Source organism: Massilia sp. YIM B02443 (assembly GCF_030411955.1).
GTDB lineage: Bacteria > Pseudomonadota > Gammaproteobacteria > Burkholderiales > Burkholderiaceae_D > Telluria.
Genome location: NZ_JASNRA010000029.1, coordinates 1 through 15,324, shown reverse-complemented (window position 1 = coordinate 15,324; position 15,324 = coordinate 1). Strand labels below are relative to the sequence as shown.

The following is a 15,324-nucleotide window of genomic DNA, read 5'->3' as shown; positions in this document are numbered from 1 at the left end:
GCCTGACCCTGGAATAAAACCACGTTGGGGAGAAACACAGCAATGAAAATAAAACCTGTCGTCGTTGCACGCGCACTGATCGTCGCCCTGTGCGGCACGTTTGGCGCCATTGGCACCATCTGCGCGCCGGCGCATGCGGCCAATCCGATCGTTCCCGGCTGGTACGCCGACCCGGAAATCCGCCTGTACGGCAAGACCTTCTGGATCTATCCGACCTATTCCGACCACTACGGCACGCCTGACGCTTCGCGCGCGTTCACGCCCGAGCAGACGCGCATGCGCGCCAGGTCCGACCTGATCTGGGAGCCGTACCTGAAGCAGACCTTCATGAACGCGTTCTCGTCGACCGACCTGGTCAACTGGACGAAGCATGCGCACGTGCTCGACGTCGAGAACGTGTCATGGGCGGCGTATGCGCTGTGGGCGCCGTCGGCGATCGAGCACAACGGCAAGTACTACCTGTTCTTCGGCGCCAACGACATCAAGAGCAATGGCCAGCTGGGCGGCATCGGCGTGGCGGTCAGCGACCGTCCGGAAGGCCCGTTCAAGGATGCGCTGGGCCGCCCGCTGATCGGCGAAATCCACAATGGCGCCCAGCCGATCGACCAGATGGTGTTCAAGGACGACGACGGCCAGGTGTACATGTACTACGGCGGCTGGAAGCACGCCAACGTCGTGAAACTGGCGCCGGACCTGCTGAGCGTGGTGCCGTTCCCGGACGGCGTGACCTACAAGGAAATCACGCCCGACCCGCAGTACGTGGAAGGCTCGTTCATGGTCAAGCGCAAGGGCGTGTACTACTTCATGTGGTCCGAAGGCGGCTGGACTGGGCCCGATTACCGCGTCGCCTATGCGATGAGTTCGTCGCCGTTCGGGCCGTTCAAGCGCGTCGGCACCATCCTGCAGCAGGACACCCGGATCGCCAAGGGGGCGGGGCACCATTCGGTGGTCAACATTCCCGGCACCGACGACTGGTACATCGCCTACCACCGCCGGCCGCTGAACGACACCAACGGCCACCATCGCGAGATGGCGATCGAGCACATGGAATTCAATGCGGACGGCACCATCAAGCCGGTGGTGATGACGACCGAAGGCGTGAAACCGCGCGTGGTGTCGTCGTCGAAGTAGTGCAAGAACCTGCCGCGCAGCACGCTCTCAAGCGGCAGGGTCAGTGCCGAAAAGTGGACACGGACTGAACAGTTGATGGCGAATCCGTGGCGAAAAGCAATCCATCGGACCGAGGCGTTAACATTCAGTGTTCAGCTCGTGTCCACTTGTCGGCACTGACCTTGCCTTCGTTCGCCGATGCTGCTACGGCGATTTGCCAGGATTGCCAATCGCTTTGCTTGGGGTTGCAGCGGCAATCCGCGGCATTTCGTCGTCAAATACAATTGATTTTATCCACTCCGCATAATAATGCGGGCTCAGTCATTCAATGCAAAAGCCGGGACGAGTTTCCGACTTCGTACCTCGTTTGCCATATCATTTTCGACGTGATAACTTCAGGAATATCGCATCAGTCCGCAGCGTCGGTGGCGGCGCCGGAACTGAAGCACGTCGAGGATAATATGAAAAAACTGGTATTGGCCGTTCTTCTTTCCGTTTCCACTGCGGCGTTTGCCAATTCTGCATGCGACAAGCCGAAAAATGATTTCGATAGTCTGTATTGCCTGAACAAGGTATATCAGGAAGCCGATAAGGAATTGAACAGCAATTTCCAGAAGCTGTCAGGCAAGCTCGATGCGGAAGGAAAGAAGGCGCTCAAGAAAGGCCAGCTGGCGTGGATACAGGATCGTAACCAATCTTGTTCCAAGACCGAGCCTGGGCATTTCTACGTCGATCTGCAATGCGCCACTGATACCACGATCGCACGCGCGCAATTCCTTCAGAATCGCGTACGTGAGTGCACCAGCGCGGGCTGCCAGAACAGCAAGCTGTAATCGCGTCATGGGCGCACGACCGGGAGTTGGTGGATCCCGGTCGGGCCATGGCGCTCGCTATCAATAAATTATTGGATGAAATACCCATGCGTCGCAGATATCTCATCGCTTTATACGCCATTCTGGCGACTTCCGTGCAGTTCGCCATGGCCGCTTCGTCGACTCACGTTTTTATCGACAATAATGAACTCAATTATGTTGGTAGTTTGTCGCAAGAAGCCAACCGCCAGGCATTCGCATTGTTCGACAGTCTCCCGGAGAAGCCGGCCATTCTGTCGATCCGCAGCAAGGGTGGGCCGACAGACGCCGGCATGGAACTCGGACGTTGGGTGCATGCCAACGGCATCACCGTAAAAGTCATGGAATACTGCTTCTCTTCGTGCGCGAATTACGTGTTCACAGCCGCACCCAGGAAAGTCGTCAGTAATTTCGCGGTGGTGGGTTATCACGGCGGCTTGAGCAGCACGTCATTTACACTCGACAGCGGGCAGGAAGCAGGATTGATGTCGCTACCGGCCGCGCAGCGTGAAATCGCTCGCGCCAAGCTCGAGCAATCGATCCGCGAATCGATCGCACCGCAGGTGGAAGCAGAGCGCGCATTCTTTTCCCTCATTGGCGTGCAGCAGCGAATCACGACGCTGGGTCAGGCGTCAAATGCAATGCGCAATGCCAGCGCCAAATCGATCGGCTGGACCTTTTCGGTCGCGGATTTCGCGAAGCTGGGCGTGCGCCATATCCGCGTCGTCAATCCGCCCTGGCAGCCAGGATTCGTCAATACGGATACCGCAATCACCGTGCTCGCAGTCGACTAAGCGGCGTCCTTGACTGGGTTTATCGACAGGACAGTGCCTTGCCGGATACCGGCCGTCGGTTGCCCATTGGCATGTCCTGCGCTACGCTTGCCGCATGCACATCAGCGAACCGCCAACCCACACCCTCGACCTGCGCGTGCGCGAGCTGCAGCAGCTGTTCAATTCGCTCGATCCGGCGCCGTTCCTGAACAAGGATCTCGACCATGCCTGCGAGGCCTATATCGAGAACTGGGCGTTGTCGCTGCCGCCGGCCAGCCGCCTGCACCTGAACGTCCAGGTCGAGCAATTGCCGCCGGTGGGGCAGGCGAGCGATGTGGTGGCCGATGCCATCCACAATTACTACGGCTACAAGGTGGAGCTGGTGCGCGGCGAGCTGGCGCAGCTGCTGCGCCAGGGGCGCATCAGCCTGATGATCGGCATTGCCTTCGTGACCACCTGCCTGCTGCTGGCCGAGGCCATCGACAGCGTCGTGCAGGGCCACGCCGCCAGCATCGCGCGCGAAAGCCTGAACATCATCGGCTGGGTGGCGATGTGGCGGCCGGCGCAGATCTTCCTGTATGACTGGTGGCCGCTGACGGGACGCATCAAGGTGTTCGAGAACCTGCGCTTTGCCCGCGTGAGCGTGGTGCAGGACCAGGCGCCATCCCGTCAGGCAGGGTAGCGCATTCTTCCTGCCCGAGCATGAGGCCGGGCCCGATCCTGCTTTGCGGGGTCAGCGCAGCAACGCCACCGGCGCGCCGGTTTTGGCGGTCGCCAGCTTGAACACGCTCACCGCGCCGGTCAGGTTGTGCGCCTGCGAATGGAGCGAGGCCGACGCCGATGCCGCTTCTTCGACCAGGGCCGCGTTCTGCTGCATCGTGCTGTCCATGTCGAGGATGGTGTCGTTGATCTGCTTCAGCTCTACCTGCTGGGCCTGCCCGGCCTCCGCGATTTCTCCGATGATGGCAGTGACGCGCTTGACGCTGGCGACGATGTCGCCCATGGTGCTGCCGGCTTCGCCGACCAGTTTGCCGCCAGCCTCGACCTTCGCTACCGAGTCGTCGATCAGCGCCTTGACATCCTTTGCAGCGGCAGCCGAGCGGTGTGCCAGGTTGCGCACTTCGGCCGCCACGACCGCGAAGCCGCGGCCCTGTTCGCCGGCCCGCGCCGCTTCGACGGCCGCATTCAGGGCCAGGATGTTGGTCTGGAAAGCGATGCCGTCGATGACGCTGATGATGTCGACGATCTTGCTCGAAGAGTCGTTGATCGACGCCATGGTGGCGACCACTTGCGACACCACGGCGCCGCCATGCGTCGCCACGTCCGACGCCGACAGCGCCAGGGTATTGGCCTGGCGTGCGTGCTCGCCGTTCTCGCGCACTGTAGCGGCCAGCGTTTCCATCGACGCCGTGGTCTTTTCCAGCGACGCGACTTGCTGCTCGGTGCGGGCCGACAGATCCAGGTTGCCCTGGGCGATCTGCGATGAGGCGGCGGCGATGGCGTCGGTGCCCTGGCGCACTTCGCTGACCACGCCGGCAAGGCTGTGCTGCATGCGCGCCAGCGCCGACATCAGCTGCGCTATCTCGTCCTTGCCCTCGACCGCGAACGAGCGCGTCAGGTCGCCACGCGCCACGGCATCGGCGGCATCGACCGCGACGCGGATCGAGCGGGTGACGTTGCGCAGCACCAGCACGACAATCGCGCTGAGGATGAGGCCGCAGGCCGCCAGGAACATGATCGCGCGCCACACGTCGGCGATGAATGCGTCATGCAGGTCGTCGAGGTAGAGGCCGGTCATGAAGGTCCAGTCCCACGGCTTGTAGGTCAGCACATAAGCGCCTTTCGGAAACACCTGCTGCTGGTCCGGGTGGCCGGGCTTGGGCCAGACATACTCGACCCAGCCTTCGCCGCTGCCCTTGGCGACGGCGGCCACTTCGCGGTACAGGTAGGTGCCGTTGGTATCCTTGAAGTCGCTCAGGTCCTTGCCGATCAATTCGGCCTTGATCGGGTGCATCAGCATCTTCGGGTGCGAATCGATGACCGTGTAATAGCCGTCCTTCCCATAGCGCATCGACTTGAGCCGCTTCAGGGCTTGTTGCTGCGCTTCTTCCACGCTCATGGCGCCGCTGGCTGCCAGCGCCGCATATTCCTTGACGGTGGACATGCCCACATCGGTGGCGAATGCCAGCGCGACCTTGCGTTCTTCGAAGCGCTGCGCATCGCTTTCATGGACTTGAAGAATCGCCATGGCGGACAGGCATAGCCAGCTGAGGATGAGTGGCAGGTAGAGTTTGGTGCGGAAGCGGAGTTTCATGGTGGGTTGATGTTTTTTTGGGCGGCAAAAGATTTACCCGGCACCGGACCGGGAGCAAGGAAGCAAGCGTTCAGGGATCGTGTTGAAGACAGCGGGGCGTCGCCCGGCAGCGGCGGTAGCGACGCATATCCTCGTGGATACGGACGACTGCCCACTATGCTTCGGGGCTGCGTAGTATTACGTAACAATTGTATCCAAGAGGAAACTATTGGAACAACAAGTATTCAACGATACTTGTACTTTCTTGTCGAAATGGCTGCTTGTGTTGCTTTTTTTGGACAACAGTTGTTGTCAAATAAAGTGTTCGACTGAACAGGCATTCCGCCTCGCCCCCGTGCCTGCCCCACGATCATTGCCAGTCCCTGCGGCGGGCGTGCGCAGCCGTACAGATGCATCCCCGTAGCCTGCGCATCCTGAGTGCTGGATTCGGAGAAGCTCATGACAGACAGTAAAGCCAGCGACACGTCGACCAACAACGCCACCGGGGAGGGCGACAATCCGGCCCCACGCCGCGATTCCCGCAAAGTCATCTACGCCGCCATCGTGGCCAACCTCGGCATCGCCACCGCCAAGTTCATCGTGGCCGGCATCACCGGCAGCGCATCGATGGTGGCCGAAGGCATCCACTCGGCGGTCGACACCGGCAACGAGTTCCTGCTGCTGCTGGGCGAACGCCGCAGCGCCCGCGCGCCCGACCGCAAGCATCCGTTCGGCTATGGAAAATCGTTGTACTTCTGGGCGTTGATCGTCGCGCTGTCGGTGTTTTCGCTGGGCGGCGGGCTGTCGATCTACCACGGGGTCGATGCGCTGCAAAATCCCCCGCCGCTGGAAGACCCGTTCTGGAACTATGTCGTGCTGGGCGCCGCCGCCCTGTTCGAAGGCTATAGCTGGAACGTGTCGCGCAAGGCGCTGAACGCGGCGCGTCCGCCCGGCCTGACCTTGTGGCAGGCGGTGCGCGCCAGCAAGGACGCTTCGGTGTTCACGGTCTTCATCGAGGACTCGGCCGCGCTGCTGGGTATCGCGATCGCCGCCGCCGGCATCGCGCTCGGCCATTATTTCGGCAACCCGTACTTCGATCCGGCCGCCTCGATCCTGATCGGCCTGCTGCTGATCGGCGCCGCCTTCACCCTGGCGCGCGAGACCGGCGGCCTGCTGGTGGGCGAGAGCATCGGCCGCGACCAGCTGGCGGCGCTGCGCGCGCTGTTCGAACGCGAGCCGGCGCTGGACAAGGTGGCCAGCCTGCGCACCATGCAGATGGGACCGGAGGAAGTGCTGCTGGCGGCGTCGGTCCAGTTCCGGCGTGGCATGCGGATCGACGAGGTAGAAAAGGCGATCGCCCGGCTCGAGGCGGCGATCGCGGCCGAGCATCCGGTGATCCGGCACGTGTATTTCGAGGCGTCGGCGTTGCGCGCGGCATTGCATTGAGCGGCCGGACGTCGGCCGGATGCATGGATGGGCGTATCGTCATGCGCCTGACCCGATGCGCATTGATCGGCTGAATCAATCGGGTTAAGGTGAGCGCTTTCACTCACGAGGATAGCCATGTTCAAGAAATTTGCGGCGGAAGCATTGGGCATCAGCGATATCGGCGTCATCGTCACCCCTGCCGATTACAGCAAGGTCGATGCCGACGACTACCTGTTCAACGAAGACGGCGAACAGATCTTCTTCCTCATCAAGAGCAAGAAGGACGAGTACTGCTTTACCAACCTGGCGCTGATCCACGTCGACGGCGATTCCGCGGTGTCGTCGAAGCGCACCATCAAGCGCCATGACTACGCGGCGCACCGGATCTCGAGCGTGCGCATCGAAACCGCCGGCACGCTGGACATGGACGTCGAGCTGAAATTCGACCTGGACGACACCCACTTCTCGATCGACATCAAGAAGGAATTCATCGAACAGCTGAAGGACATCTACAAGGCCTTGATCACGATCGGCAAGCAACAGCATCGCGACGCCGTGTGCCGCGAGAACGCCTTGCGTGCGCTCGATGCCACGGCCTCGGTCCACAAGCTCAATATCGCGCCGGGTGAGGGCGGACTGGTCAGCCAATACGGCGCACTGCTGACGGCGTTGAACACGGCCATGCTCGACACGCATACCAAGCGCGATTTCAGCGACGTGTTCACGAAATACATTCACGCTTAAAGAAGTGCATCGTTCTTCATGACCCGACCAGCCCTCGTCACCTTCGACCTGACCGAGATCGCCAGCGTGCGCGACCTGCACCTGCTGATGGCGCGCACCCTGCATTTCCCCGACTGGTACGGCCCCAACTGGGACGCATTCTGGGACGTGATCATCGGGCTGGTCGAGATGCCGGAACGGCTGCAGCTGATCGGCTGGGACAGCTTCGAAGCACGCTTTCCGCGCGACGCCTGGATCATGAAGAAATGCCTGACCGATCTGGCGGCGGAATACCCGCGCAATGCCTCGCAGGTCGAGTATCTCTGAGCCGACTGCGCTGTAAAACGTCGGTGGCGACACGACGGCAGAGGGATGGTTACAGTCGAGTATCCGCCTCGCAGCAGGCCGCCGCTCCGAAATGCAAATGGGAAAGGCGCCTGCCTGCAGGCCGCGTACCGTCCACCTGCATAGGAGTTACCCACGATGAACAATGACAGCCTGCTCTCATCCGCCCTGATCGGCGCCGTCGCCAGTGCGCGTTCGATGACCCCGATGGCTACCCTTGCCACCGCGCGCCTCGCCGGCCGCGACACCACCGGCCACCTGGCCCTGCTGAACCGTCCGCTGTTCAAGTACGGCGCGCTCGCCATGGGCGCGGGAGAATTGTACGGCGACAAGATGAAAAGCGCGCCCGACCGCACCGTATTCCTGGGCCTGCTGGCGCGCGTGATGAGCGCTGGCATCGCCGGCGCCGCGCTGGCGCCGAAAGGCCGCGAGAAGGCGGGGGCGGCGGTCGCCATCGCCACCGCCGTGCCGCTGGCCTACCTGACGCTGGCCGGGCGCAAGAAGGCCATGGCGCGCATCGGCCAGACCAAGAGCGGCCTGATCGAAGACGCGCTGATCGTCGCGGCAGGCGCCGCCGTGGTGGCGCTGGCTACCAAGCCGAGCTACGATTAAGAAGAAGCGGCGCGGGCGCCGCGTTCAATGCCCGCGCCGCTGTACCAGCGCCGTGCCGACGCCATGGCGCTTGCCTTCGCTGACCGCCGTCACGGTGCCGTCCGGATTGAACACCAGCGCATTCGCCGCGCCGATCTCCTCGGGCGCCGCTTCCCAGCGCTGCCCGAACCCCTCCAACGCGCGCGCCTGCGCGCTGCCGCCAAAGCCCGGCTCGACCGACGTTTCCGACGCATTGCGCTGGCTGAGACGCGGCGCATCCACGGCCTGGTCCATCGGCATGCCGAGGTCGACGTAGTTGACGACCGTCTGCAGCACGGTGGTGATGATGGTCGACCCGCCCGGGCTGCCGATGCTGAAGGCCGGCTTGCCGTTCTTGAGCGCGATGGTCGGCGCCATGCTCGAGCGCGGGCGCTTGCCGGCTTCCGGCACGTTCGGGTGCGGGCCTTCGAAATCGAAGTCGGTCATCTCGTTGTTGAGCAAAAAGCCGTAGTCCGGCACCACGATGCCGCTGCCGCCCCACGATTCGATGGTGAAGGTGTAGGCCACCACGTTGCCCTCCTTGTCCGACACCGTCAGGTGGGTGGTGTGCGCGCTTTCCGGCGCCAGCCGCAGCGACGCGCGCGGCTGCGGGCGCAGCGGTACGCTGGGGTCGCTCTGAAACGCGTAAGGATCGCCCGCCGCCACCGCGCCCGGCGCCGCGCGGTCCGGTCGGATCAGCGCACGGCGCTGCGCCGCAAATTCCTTGGACAGCATGCCCGCCAGCGGCGCGTCGACGTATTCCGGATCGGCCAGGTAGGCATTGCGGTCGGCGAACGCCAGCCGGCTCGCTTCCAGGTACAGGTGCTCGGCGCGTGCGCGCGGCAGCGCTTTCAGGTCGAAGCCTTCCAGGATGTTGAGCGCATGCGCCACCGTGGCGCCGCCGCTGCTGGGCAGCGGCATGCCGTACAGGTCGTAGCCGCGGTAGGTGCTGTGCAGGGCGGGGCGGATGCGCGCCTCGTAATTGGCCAGGTCGGACAGGCGCATGGCGCCGGGACGCACGCTCACGCCGGCAGCCACCGGCGGCTTGTTGACGGCGTCGACGATGGCGCGCGCGATCGGTCCTTCATAGAAGGCCTTGACGCCGCCCGCGGCAATCTCGCGGTAGGCGCGCGCCATGCCGGGATTGCGCAGCAGCGTGCCGCTCGGCAGCGCTTTGCCCTTGTGCAGGTACAGCTCGCTCGTCGGTGCGAACTGGCGGAACTTCTTTTCGTTCTGGCCGAGCAGGAGGTTGAAGTTCGGGTTGACCGTAAAGCCTTGTTCGGCGACGGCGATGGCCGGCGCCAGCACCTGGTTGAAGCGCATGCTGCCGTAGCGCTCGAGCGCCTCGTGCCAGCCGCGCACCGTGCCCGGCACGCCGACCGCCGCGCCGCTGGCGACGGCCGTGTCGAAGTCGATCGGCTTGCCGTCCTGGCGGAACCACTCGGCGCTGGTCTTTGCCGGCGCCGTTTCGCGGTGGTCGATCGTGATCACGCGCTGGTCTTTCGCTAGGTAGATCACCATGAAACCGCCGCCGCCGATGCCGCAGCTGAACGGATCGGTCACGCCCAATGTCGCGGCCGCGGCGACGGCGGCGTCGATCGCATTGCCGCCTTTATTCAGGATGTCCAGTGCCGATTCGGATGCTTTGGCGCTGATGGTGGCGACCGCGCCGCCAGTGCCGGTGGCGACCGGCGCGGCAACGGCTTCATGAATCAGAACGATGGCCAGCACCAGCGGCAGCACCGGCGCGGATGCGCGTGCGCAGACTTTCATCGAAAGCGCGTTCATTAAGCTGCCGGCGTCAGTGGTTATACATGTTGAACGCCACCGGATACGAGGCCGGCCGTTCGTCCTTCATGCCGCGCGCCGGCGCCGTCAGGTTGCGGTCGAGTTCGATGCGCGAGCCGCGCAGGGCGGGCGAGGTGTAGCCCGGCTTGCCCGGCACCAGCCAGAAGGCCTGGGCGATGCCGCCCACGCGCAGCGTGAACAGATAGGCCACCTGGCCGGCGCTGATGCAGCGCGCGTTGTCCGGGCAGCGGCTGTCCTCGGCGCGCTCGTAGGTGATGCTCAGGCCCTGCTCGGGCGCCAGCTGCACCGCCTGGCGCTCGACCAGGTCGTAGCGCGCCTCGGGCAGGCGTTCCGGGGCGGCGCAGGCGCCGAGCAGGGGGGCACAAGCGGCGGCCAGGAGGGCACGGCAAGCAAGGGGCAGGGAGCGCATCGCGATTCGTCCAGGAAGTATTGACGGGAGAATCCATGATAGCAAAACCGCAAGGAAGCGGTCGCGCCACAGCGAAAAGGCGCGTCATATTGCGCGCGATGCCAAGTCATAAACAGGTCATATTCGGCAGCTATTCTTGATCGCGTAGTCCAAAACACTCCCCTTAACCAGGAATAGGAATAACAAGCCAATGTTCAAGAAGATCCTCGCCGGCGCAGCCGCCGCACTCGTCATGACGACCTCGTTTGCCGCTGACATGACCGGCGCAGGCGCTACCTTCCCATACCCGATCTACGCCAAGTGGGCCGAGGGCTACAAGGCAGCGACCGGCAACGGCCTGAACTACCAATCGGTCGGTTCGGGCGCCGGCATCAAGCAGATCAAGGCCAAGACCGTCGACTTCGGCGCCTCGGACATGCCGCTGAAAGCCGATGAACTGGAAAAAGAAGGCCTGATGCAATTCCCGGCGATCATGGGCGGCGTGGTCGCCGTGGTCAACGTCGACGGCGTGACCCCGGGCCAGCTGAAGATGACCGGTCCGGTGCTGGCCGACATCTACATGGGCAAAATCACCAAGTGGAACGCGCAGCCAATCGCCGCCCTGAACCCGGGCGTCAAGCTGCCGGACACCGACATCACCGTCGTGCACCGCGCCGACAGCTCGGGCACCTCGTTCCTGTGGACCGACTACCTGTCGAAGACCAGCCCGGCCTGGAAAGACAGCATCGGCGCCGGCACCACCGTGAAGTGGGCGGTGGGCGTGGGCGGCAAGGGCAACGAAGGCGTGGCCGCCAACGTGCAGCGTATCAAGGGCGCGATCGGCTACGTCGAGTGGGCCTACGCCAAGAAGAACAAGCTGGCGCATACCCAGCTGCGCAACAAGGACGGCGCCGACCTGCAGCCGAGCGACGACGCCTTCAAGGCCGCCGCCGCCAACGTCGAGTGGACCAAGGCCCCGGGCTTCGGCGTGGTGCTGACCGATGGTGCCGGCAAGCAGAGCTGGCCGATCACCGGCGTGTCGTACATCCTGATGCACAAGACCCAGCAGGACGCCCAGAAAGGCCGCGAAGTCGTGAAGTTCTTCGACTGGTCGTTCAAGAACGGCGCCCCGGCAGCTGCCGAGCTGGACTACGTGCCGATGCCGGCCACCGTCGTCAAGCAAGTGCAGGACGCCTGGAAAGCCAACCTGAAGGATGCTTCGGGCAAGGCGATTCTGTAAGTCATACGATCCGGCACATCGCCGGATGTAGGGTTGGCGGCTCGGCCGCCGACGCGTCGATTGTTGGTGGCTCCGCTTTCGTGCCGGATGATCTTGCTGCAAACCATCGCCGCGTCGGCGGCCGAGCCGCCAACCCTACGCCTCTTCCCCCCACCCGTTCACACCGAGCATCCCATGACAACGGCCAACACGATCGTCCTGGTGATCGACGACAAGCCCGCGATTGCCGAACTGCTCAAGTTCTCGCTGCACGAGGACGAGTGGGTCTGGCATAACGTGCCCAGCCTGGCGCAAGCCTGGGACTTCATCGGGCGCGAGCGCCCCGAACTGCTGCTGCAGGAATCCATGTTGCGCCACGAAGGCGGCATGCGCCTGCTGGCGCGCCTGCGCGGCGACCGCCGCCTGCGCGAGCAGCCGGTGATCCTGCTGGCGGCTGACTGCGCCGAAGGCGAGCGCGCGCACGCTCCCGGCGTTGCCGGCGCCACCTCCGAATTCATCCCCCAGCCGCCGCCGGCCGACGGTATCGGTGACGGCGTACGCGACGGCATCCGCGAAACCTCGCCCGAATCGCGCCTGCTGCGCTCGGGCCGCCTGGTGCTCGATCCGCTCAGCTGCAGCGTACGCGTCGGCAACCACAAGGTCGAGGTGCGCCACGCCGAATACCGCCTGCTGCGCTTCCTGCTGTGCCACCCGGGCCAGGTGTTCTCGCGCATTCAATTGCTGGAGCAATTGTGGGAAGCGCACGAGTCGCTCGACCAGCGCACCGTCGACGTCCACGTGCTGCGCCTGCGCAAGGCGCTGGGCCGCGCCAAGTCGCTGATCAAGACCGTGCGCGGCGCCGGCTACATGCTGTCGCCGGGCTGATCCGCCTGCATCCTTTGCCAACCCGGCCCCGCGCCGGGTTTTCTTTTTGCGACCGGCGCTTGTAATTTACGTGTGTTATTTACATGTCACACCGCTGACATGTTTGCTCTCTAGACTTGCGGCAACTTGTCTTTCTCTTGACGCAGCATGAGCAAACATCCCGGCCTCGCCCCTTACCGCAGCAAGCGCTTCCTGGTGCTGGTCTGGCCGCTGCTGGCGCTGCTGGCTTGCCTGACGGTCTGGAGCGCCACGGTGATCCGCGCCAAGGCCGAGCAGCAGCGCCTGGACAGTCAGGCGCGCAAGGACGCCGCCGCCTACGCCGAAGCCTACGAGCAGTACATCACGCGCTCGGTGGCGCAGATGGACCAGATCACGATGCAGCTCAAGTTCAGCTGGGAGAATTCGCGCCAGCCGGATTTGCTCGATGAAATGCGGCGCGACGGCATGTTCACCGACAGCGCCTTCCACGTGGTGGCCGTGCTCGATCGCAGCGGCGTGGTGCGCTCCAGCACGCGCGCCGGCCTGGTCGGCACCGACCTGGCGGCCGGCAATTACTTCAGCCAGCATCGCGACAACAATTCCACCGCATTGCGGGTCGGCGCCGCCCCCACCCAGTTCGGCGCCGCTGGCGACGTGGTGCTGTTCACGCGCCGCCTCGACACCCGGGATGACGAGTTCGACGGCATCGTGCTGATGGCGGTCGATGCGCGCTACTTCACGTCCTTCGTCGGCCCGGCCACGCTGGGCGCCGGCGGCGTGGTGGCGCTGGCCGGCAGCGAAGGGCGGCTGCGTATCGAGCAGTACAGCGACGGCGCCGCTTTCGTCGACGCCGGCACGCTGCCGCGCTCGAACAGCCTGTGGACCAGCGACAGCGGCGTGCGCGTGGTCGAGGGCGCCGGCACGGGCGCCGATGCAGGCCAGGACGGCTTCCTGGACGGCCAGCCGCGTGTGCTGGGCTGGCGCAAGTCGACCGTGTATCCGCTGGTGGCGCTGGTCGGGCTGCCGCAAAGCGAAGCGCTGGCCTCGAGCAACAGCTACTGGATCGACAGCCGCGACCGCGCCATCATCGGTACCGTGTGCCTGTTGCTGCTGGGCGCGGTCGGCGCGGCCCTGACCCACCGCGCCACGCTGCGCGAACGCGAGCAGGACGAAGTGCGGCGCGCCTACCGCACCGCCACCGAGAGCGGCAACGACGGCTTCTACATGGCGGCCGCGGTGCGTGCGCGCGACGGCCAGATCCTGGACTTCCGCATCGTCGACTGCAACGAGCGCGGCGCCTTCTTCTATGGCGTCACACGCGATCAGCTGGTGGGGTCGAGCCTGTCGCAGATCGACAGCAGCCTGTTCGGCGAAGAATTGCTGTCCACCTACCGCAAGGCGATGGAGGCGGGTTTTCATGAAGACGACCGCAAGATGCCGAGCGACAATCGCCTCAACATCAGCTGGGGCCGGCGCCGCCTGGTGCGGGTCGGCAATGGCCTGGCGGTGACGCTGCAGGACATCAGCGACAAGAAGGCGCACGAGTCCGAGCTCGAACGTCTGGCGAATGAGGACTCGCTCACCGGCCTGGCCACCCGCCACGCCTTTTTGCACCGCATGCCGGCCATGCTGGCCCAGGCCCAGGGCGCCAGTACCGGCGCGGCGCTGCTGTTCATCGACCTCGACGAATTCAAGCACGTCAACGATTCGCACGGCCACGCCACCGGCGACCAGCTGTTGAAGGCCGCGGCCGGCCGCCTGCTGTCGCTGCTGCGCCCGAGCGACGGCGTGGCGCGCTTTGGCGGCGACGAATTCGTGGTGCTGCTCAACCCCTGCGACGGCGAGCGCCAGGCGGCTTCGGTGGCGGCGCGCATCGTCGACGCCTTCGGGGTGCCGTTCCTGATCGGCGACGAACTGCATGCGGTGGGCGCGTCGATCGGCATCAGCCTGTATCCACGCGACGGCGTCGACGCCGAGACGCTGGTGCGCCATGCCGACATCGCCATGTACGCGGGCAAGAACGACGGCAAGAGCCAGTACCGCTTCTTCGATCCGTCGTTGTCGTCGACCCTGAATTCGCGCGCGCGCCTGAAGCAAAGCATGCTCGAGGCGCTGGAAGGCGACCAGTTCGTGCTGCACTACCAGCCGCGTGTCGATGCGCGCAGCGGCGAACTGCTGAGCATGGAAGCGCTGGTGCGCTGGCGCCATCCGACGCTGGGCATGGTGGCGCCGGGCGAGTTCATTCCCCTGGCCGAAGCGACCGGCCTGATCGTGCGCATCGGCGAGACCGTGATCGACAAGGCCTGCGCCCAGCTGGCCGCCTGGCGCGAGGCCGGGGTGGCGCTGGTGCCGGTGTCGATCAACGTCTCGCCCAAGCAGTTCCTGTGCGGCGGCGTGCAGCGGCAACTCAGCGGCGCGCTGGCGCGGCATCGCGTGCCGGCCAGCCTGATCGAAGTCGAGATCACCGAGTCGGCGATGATGGGCGACCAGGACGACATCCTGGCCGAACTGGCGGCGCTGCGTTCGCTGGGCGTGAAACTGCACGTCGACGACTTCGGCACCGGCTACTCGTCGCTGTCGCAGCTGCAGCGTTTGCGGATGGACGTGCTGAAGGTGGACCGCGCGTTCACGACCGAGCTGGCCAATTCGAAGGAAGGCAAGGTGTTCTTCCAGGCCATCGTGTCGATGGCGCATGCGCTCGGGATGTCGGTGGTGGCCGAAGGGGTCGAGACCGAGGAGCAGCTGGCGATCCTGCGCGGGCTCGATTGCAACGAGGTGCAGGGCTACTACATTGCGCGGCCGGTGCCGGCCGATGAGATGGCCGGGATGATGCGGCGCCGGTATTTGCTGGATATGACCGTCGCGTAGATACCGTCTCGGCCGTCAAGCCC

The 15,324-nt window shown here is 64.5% G+C and carries 14 protein-coding genes; 11 read left to right on the top strand and 3 right to left on the bottom strand.

The features are described 5' to 3' along the window. Nucleotides 1-42: 42 nt before the first annotated feature. The 4 genes from QPK27_RS21980 to QPK27_RS21965 all read left to right on the top strand — a co-directional run bounded on the left by QPK27_RS21980 (nucleotide 43) and on the right by QPK27_RS21965 (nucleotide 3,416). The gene (locus QPK27_RS21980; RefSeq protein WP_290420317.1) at nucleotides 43-1,131 is read left to right on the top strand and encodes a glycoside hydrolase family 43 protein; all 1,089 of its coding nucleotides are present in this window, start codon (nucleotides 43-45) and stop codon (nucleotides 1,129-1,131) included. 146 nt (nucleotides 1,132-1,277) lie between these two features. Then, entirely contained in the window at nucleotides 1,278-1,943 is a 666-nt protein-coding gene (locus QPK27_RS21975; RefSeq protein WP_290420316.1) for a lysozyme inhibitor LprI family protein, read from the top strand. A 47-nt stretch (nucleotides 1,944-1,990) separates the two neighbouring features. Next, on the top strand, nucleotides 1,991-2,755 hold the full coding sequence (locus QPK27_RS21970) for a hypothetical protein (RefSeq protein WP_290420315.1): 765 nt from the start codon (nucleotides 1,991-1,993) through the stop codon (nucleotides 2,753-2,755). Between the two features lie 94 nt (nucleotides 2,756-2,849). Then, nucleotides 2,850-3,416: a hypothetical protein gene (locus QPK27_RS21965; protein ID WP_290420314.1), complete on the top strand. Its 567-nt coding sequence runs from the start codon at nucleotides 2,850-2,852 to the stop codon at nucleotides 3,414-3,416. A 51-nt stretch (nucleotides 3,417-3,467) separates the two neighbouring features. Here the strand turns inward: QPK27_RS21965 and QPK27_RS21960 are convergent, their stop codons facing one another. Then, a complete protein-coding gene (locus QPK27_RS21960; protein WP_290420313.1) occupies nucleotides 3,468-5,048 on the bottom strand; it encodes a methyl-accepting chemotaxis protein in 1,581 nt (526 codons plus the stop codon). Between the two features lie 438 nt (nucleotides 5,049-5,486). Between QPK27_RS21960 and QPK27_RS21955 the strand changes: the two genes are divergently transcribed. The 4 genes from QPK27_RS21955 (at nucleotide 5,487) to QPK27_RS21940 (ending at nucleotide 8,135) form a co-directional block, all read left to right on the top strand. After that, the gene (locus QPK27_RS21955; RefSeq protein ID WP_290420312.1) at nucleotides 5,487-6,473 is read left to right on the top strand and encodes a cation diffusion facilitator family transporter; all 987 of its coding nucleotides are present in this window, start codon (nucleotides 5,487-5,489) and stop codon (nucleotides 6,471-6,473) included. A gap of 117 nt (nucleotides 6,474-6,590) precedes the next feature. Further along, nucleotides 6,591-7,199: a PH domain-containing protein gene (locus QPK27_RS21950; RefSeq protein ID WP_290420311.1), complete on the top strand. Its 609-nt coding sequence runs from the start codon at nucleotides 6,591-6,593 to the stop codon at nucleotides 7,197-7,199. Nucleotides 7,200-7,217: 18 nt separating this feature from the next. Then, entirely contained in the window at nucleotides 7,218-7,505 is a 288-nt protein-coding gene (locus QPK27_RS21945; protein ID WP_290420310.1) for a barstar family protein, read from the top strand. Nucleotides 7,506-7,661: 156 nt separating this feature from the next. Further along, complete coding sequence (locus QPK27_RS21940) at nucleotides 7,662-8,135, top strand: hypothetical protein (protein WP_290420309.1); 474 nt, start codon at nucleotides 7,662-7,664, stop codon at nucleotides 8,133-8,135. 24 nt (nucleotides 8,136-8,159) lie between these two features. On the opposite strand, the gene ggt is transcribed toward QPK27_RS21940, so the two are convergent. After that, complete coding sequence (gene ggt / locus QPK27_RS21935; RefSeq protein ID WP_290420308.1) at nucleotides 8,160-9,926, bottom strand: gamma-glutamyltransferase; 1,767 nt, start codon at nucleotides 9,924-9,926, stop codon at nucleotides 8,160-8,162. A gap of 28 nt (nucleotides 9,927-9,954) precedes the next feature. Further along, complete coding sequence (locus QPK27_RS21930) at nucleotides 9,955-10,371, bottom strand: hypothetical protein (RefSeq protein ID WP_290420307.1); 417 nt, start codon at nucleotides 10,369-10,371, stop codon at nucleotides 9,955-9,957. Between the two features lie 190 nt (nucleotides 10,372-10,561). On the opposite strand from QPK27_RS21930, the gene pstS reads away from it, so the two are divergent. The 3 genes from pstS (at nucleotide 10,562) to QPK27_RS21915 (ending at nucleotide 15,301) form a co-directional block, all read left to right on the top strand. Then, complete coding sequence (gene pstS, locus QPK27_RS21925) at nucleotides 10,562-11,590, top strand: phosphate ABC transporter substrate-binding protein PstS (RefSeq protein WP_290420306.1); 1,029 nt, start codon at nucleotides 10,562-10,564, stop codon at nucleotides 11,588-11,590. Nucleotides 11,591-11,764: 174 nt separating this feature from the next. Then, on the top strand, nucleotides 11,765-12,454 hold the full coding sequence (locus QPK27_RS21920; RefSeq protein ID WP_290420305.1) for a response regulator transcription factor: 690 nt from the start codon (nucleotides 11,765-11,767) through the stop codon (nucleotides 12,452-12,454). A 147-nt stretch (nucleotides 12,455-12,601) separates the two neighbouring features. Further along, nucleotides 12,602-15,301, top strand: a complete 2,700-nt coding sequence (locus QPK27_RS21915) for an EAL domain-containing protein (RefSeq protein WP_290420304.1) — start codon at nucleotides 12,602-12,604, stop codon at nucleotides 15,299-15,301. The last annotated feature ends 23 nt before the right edge of the window (nucleotides 15,302-15,324 follow it).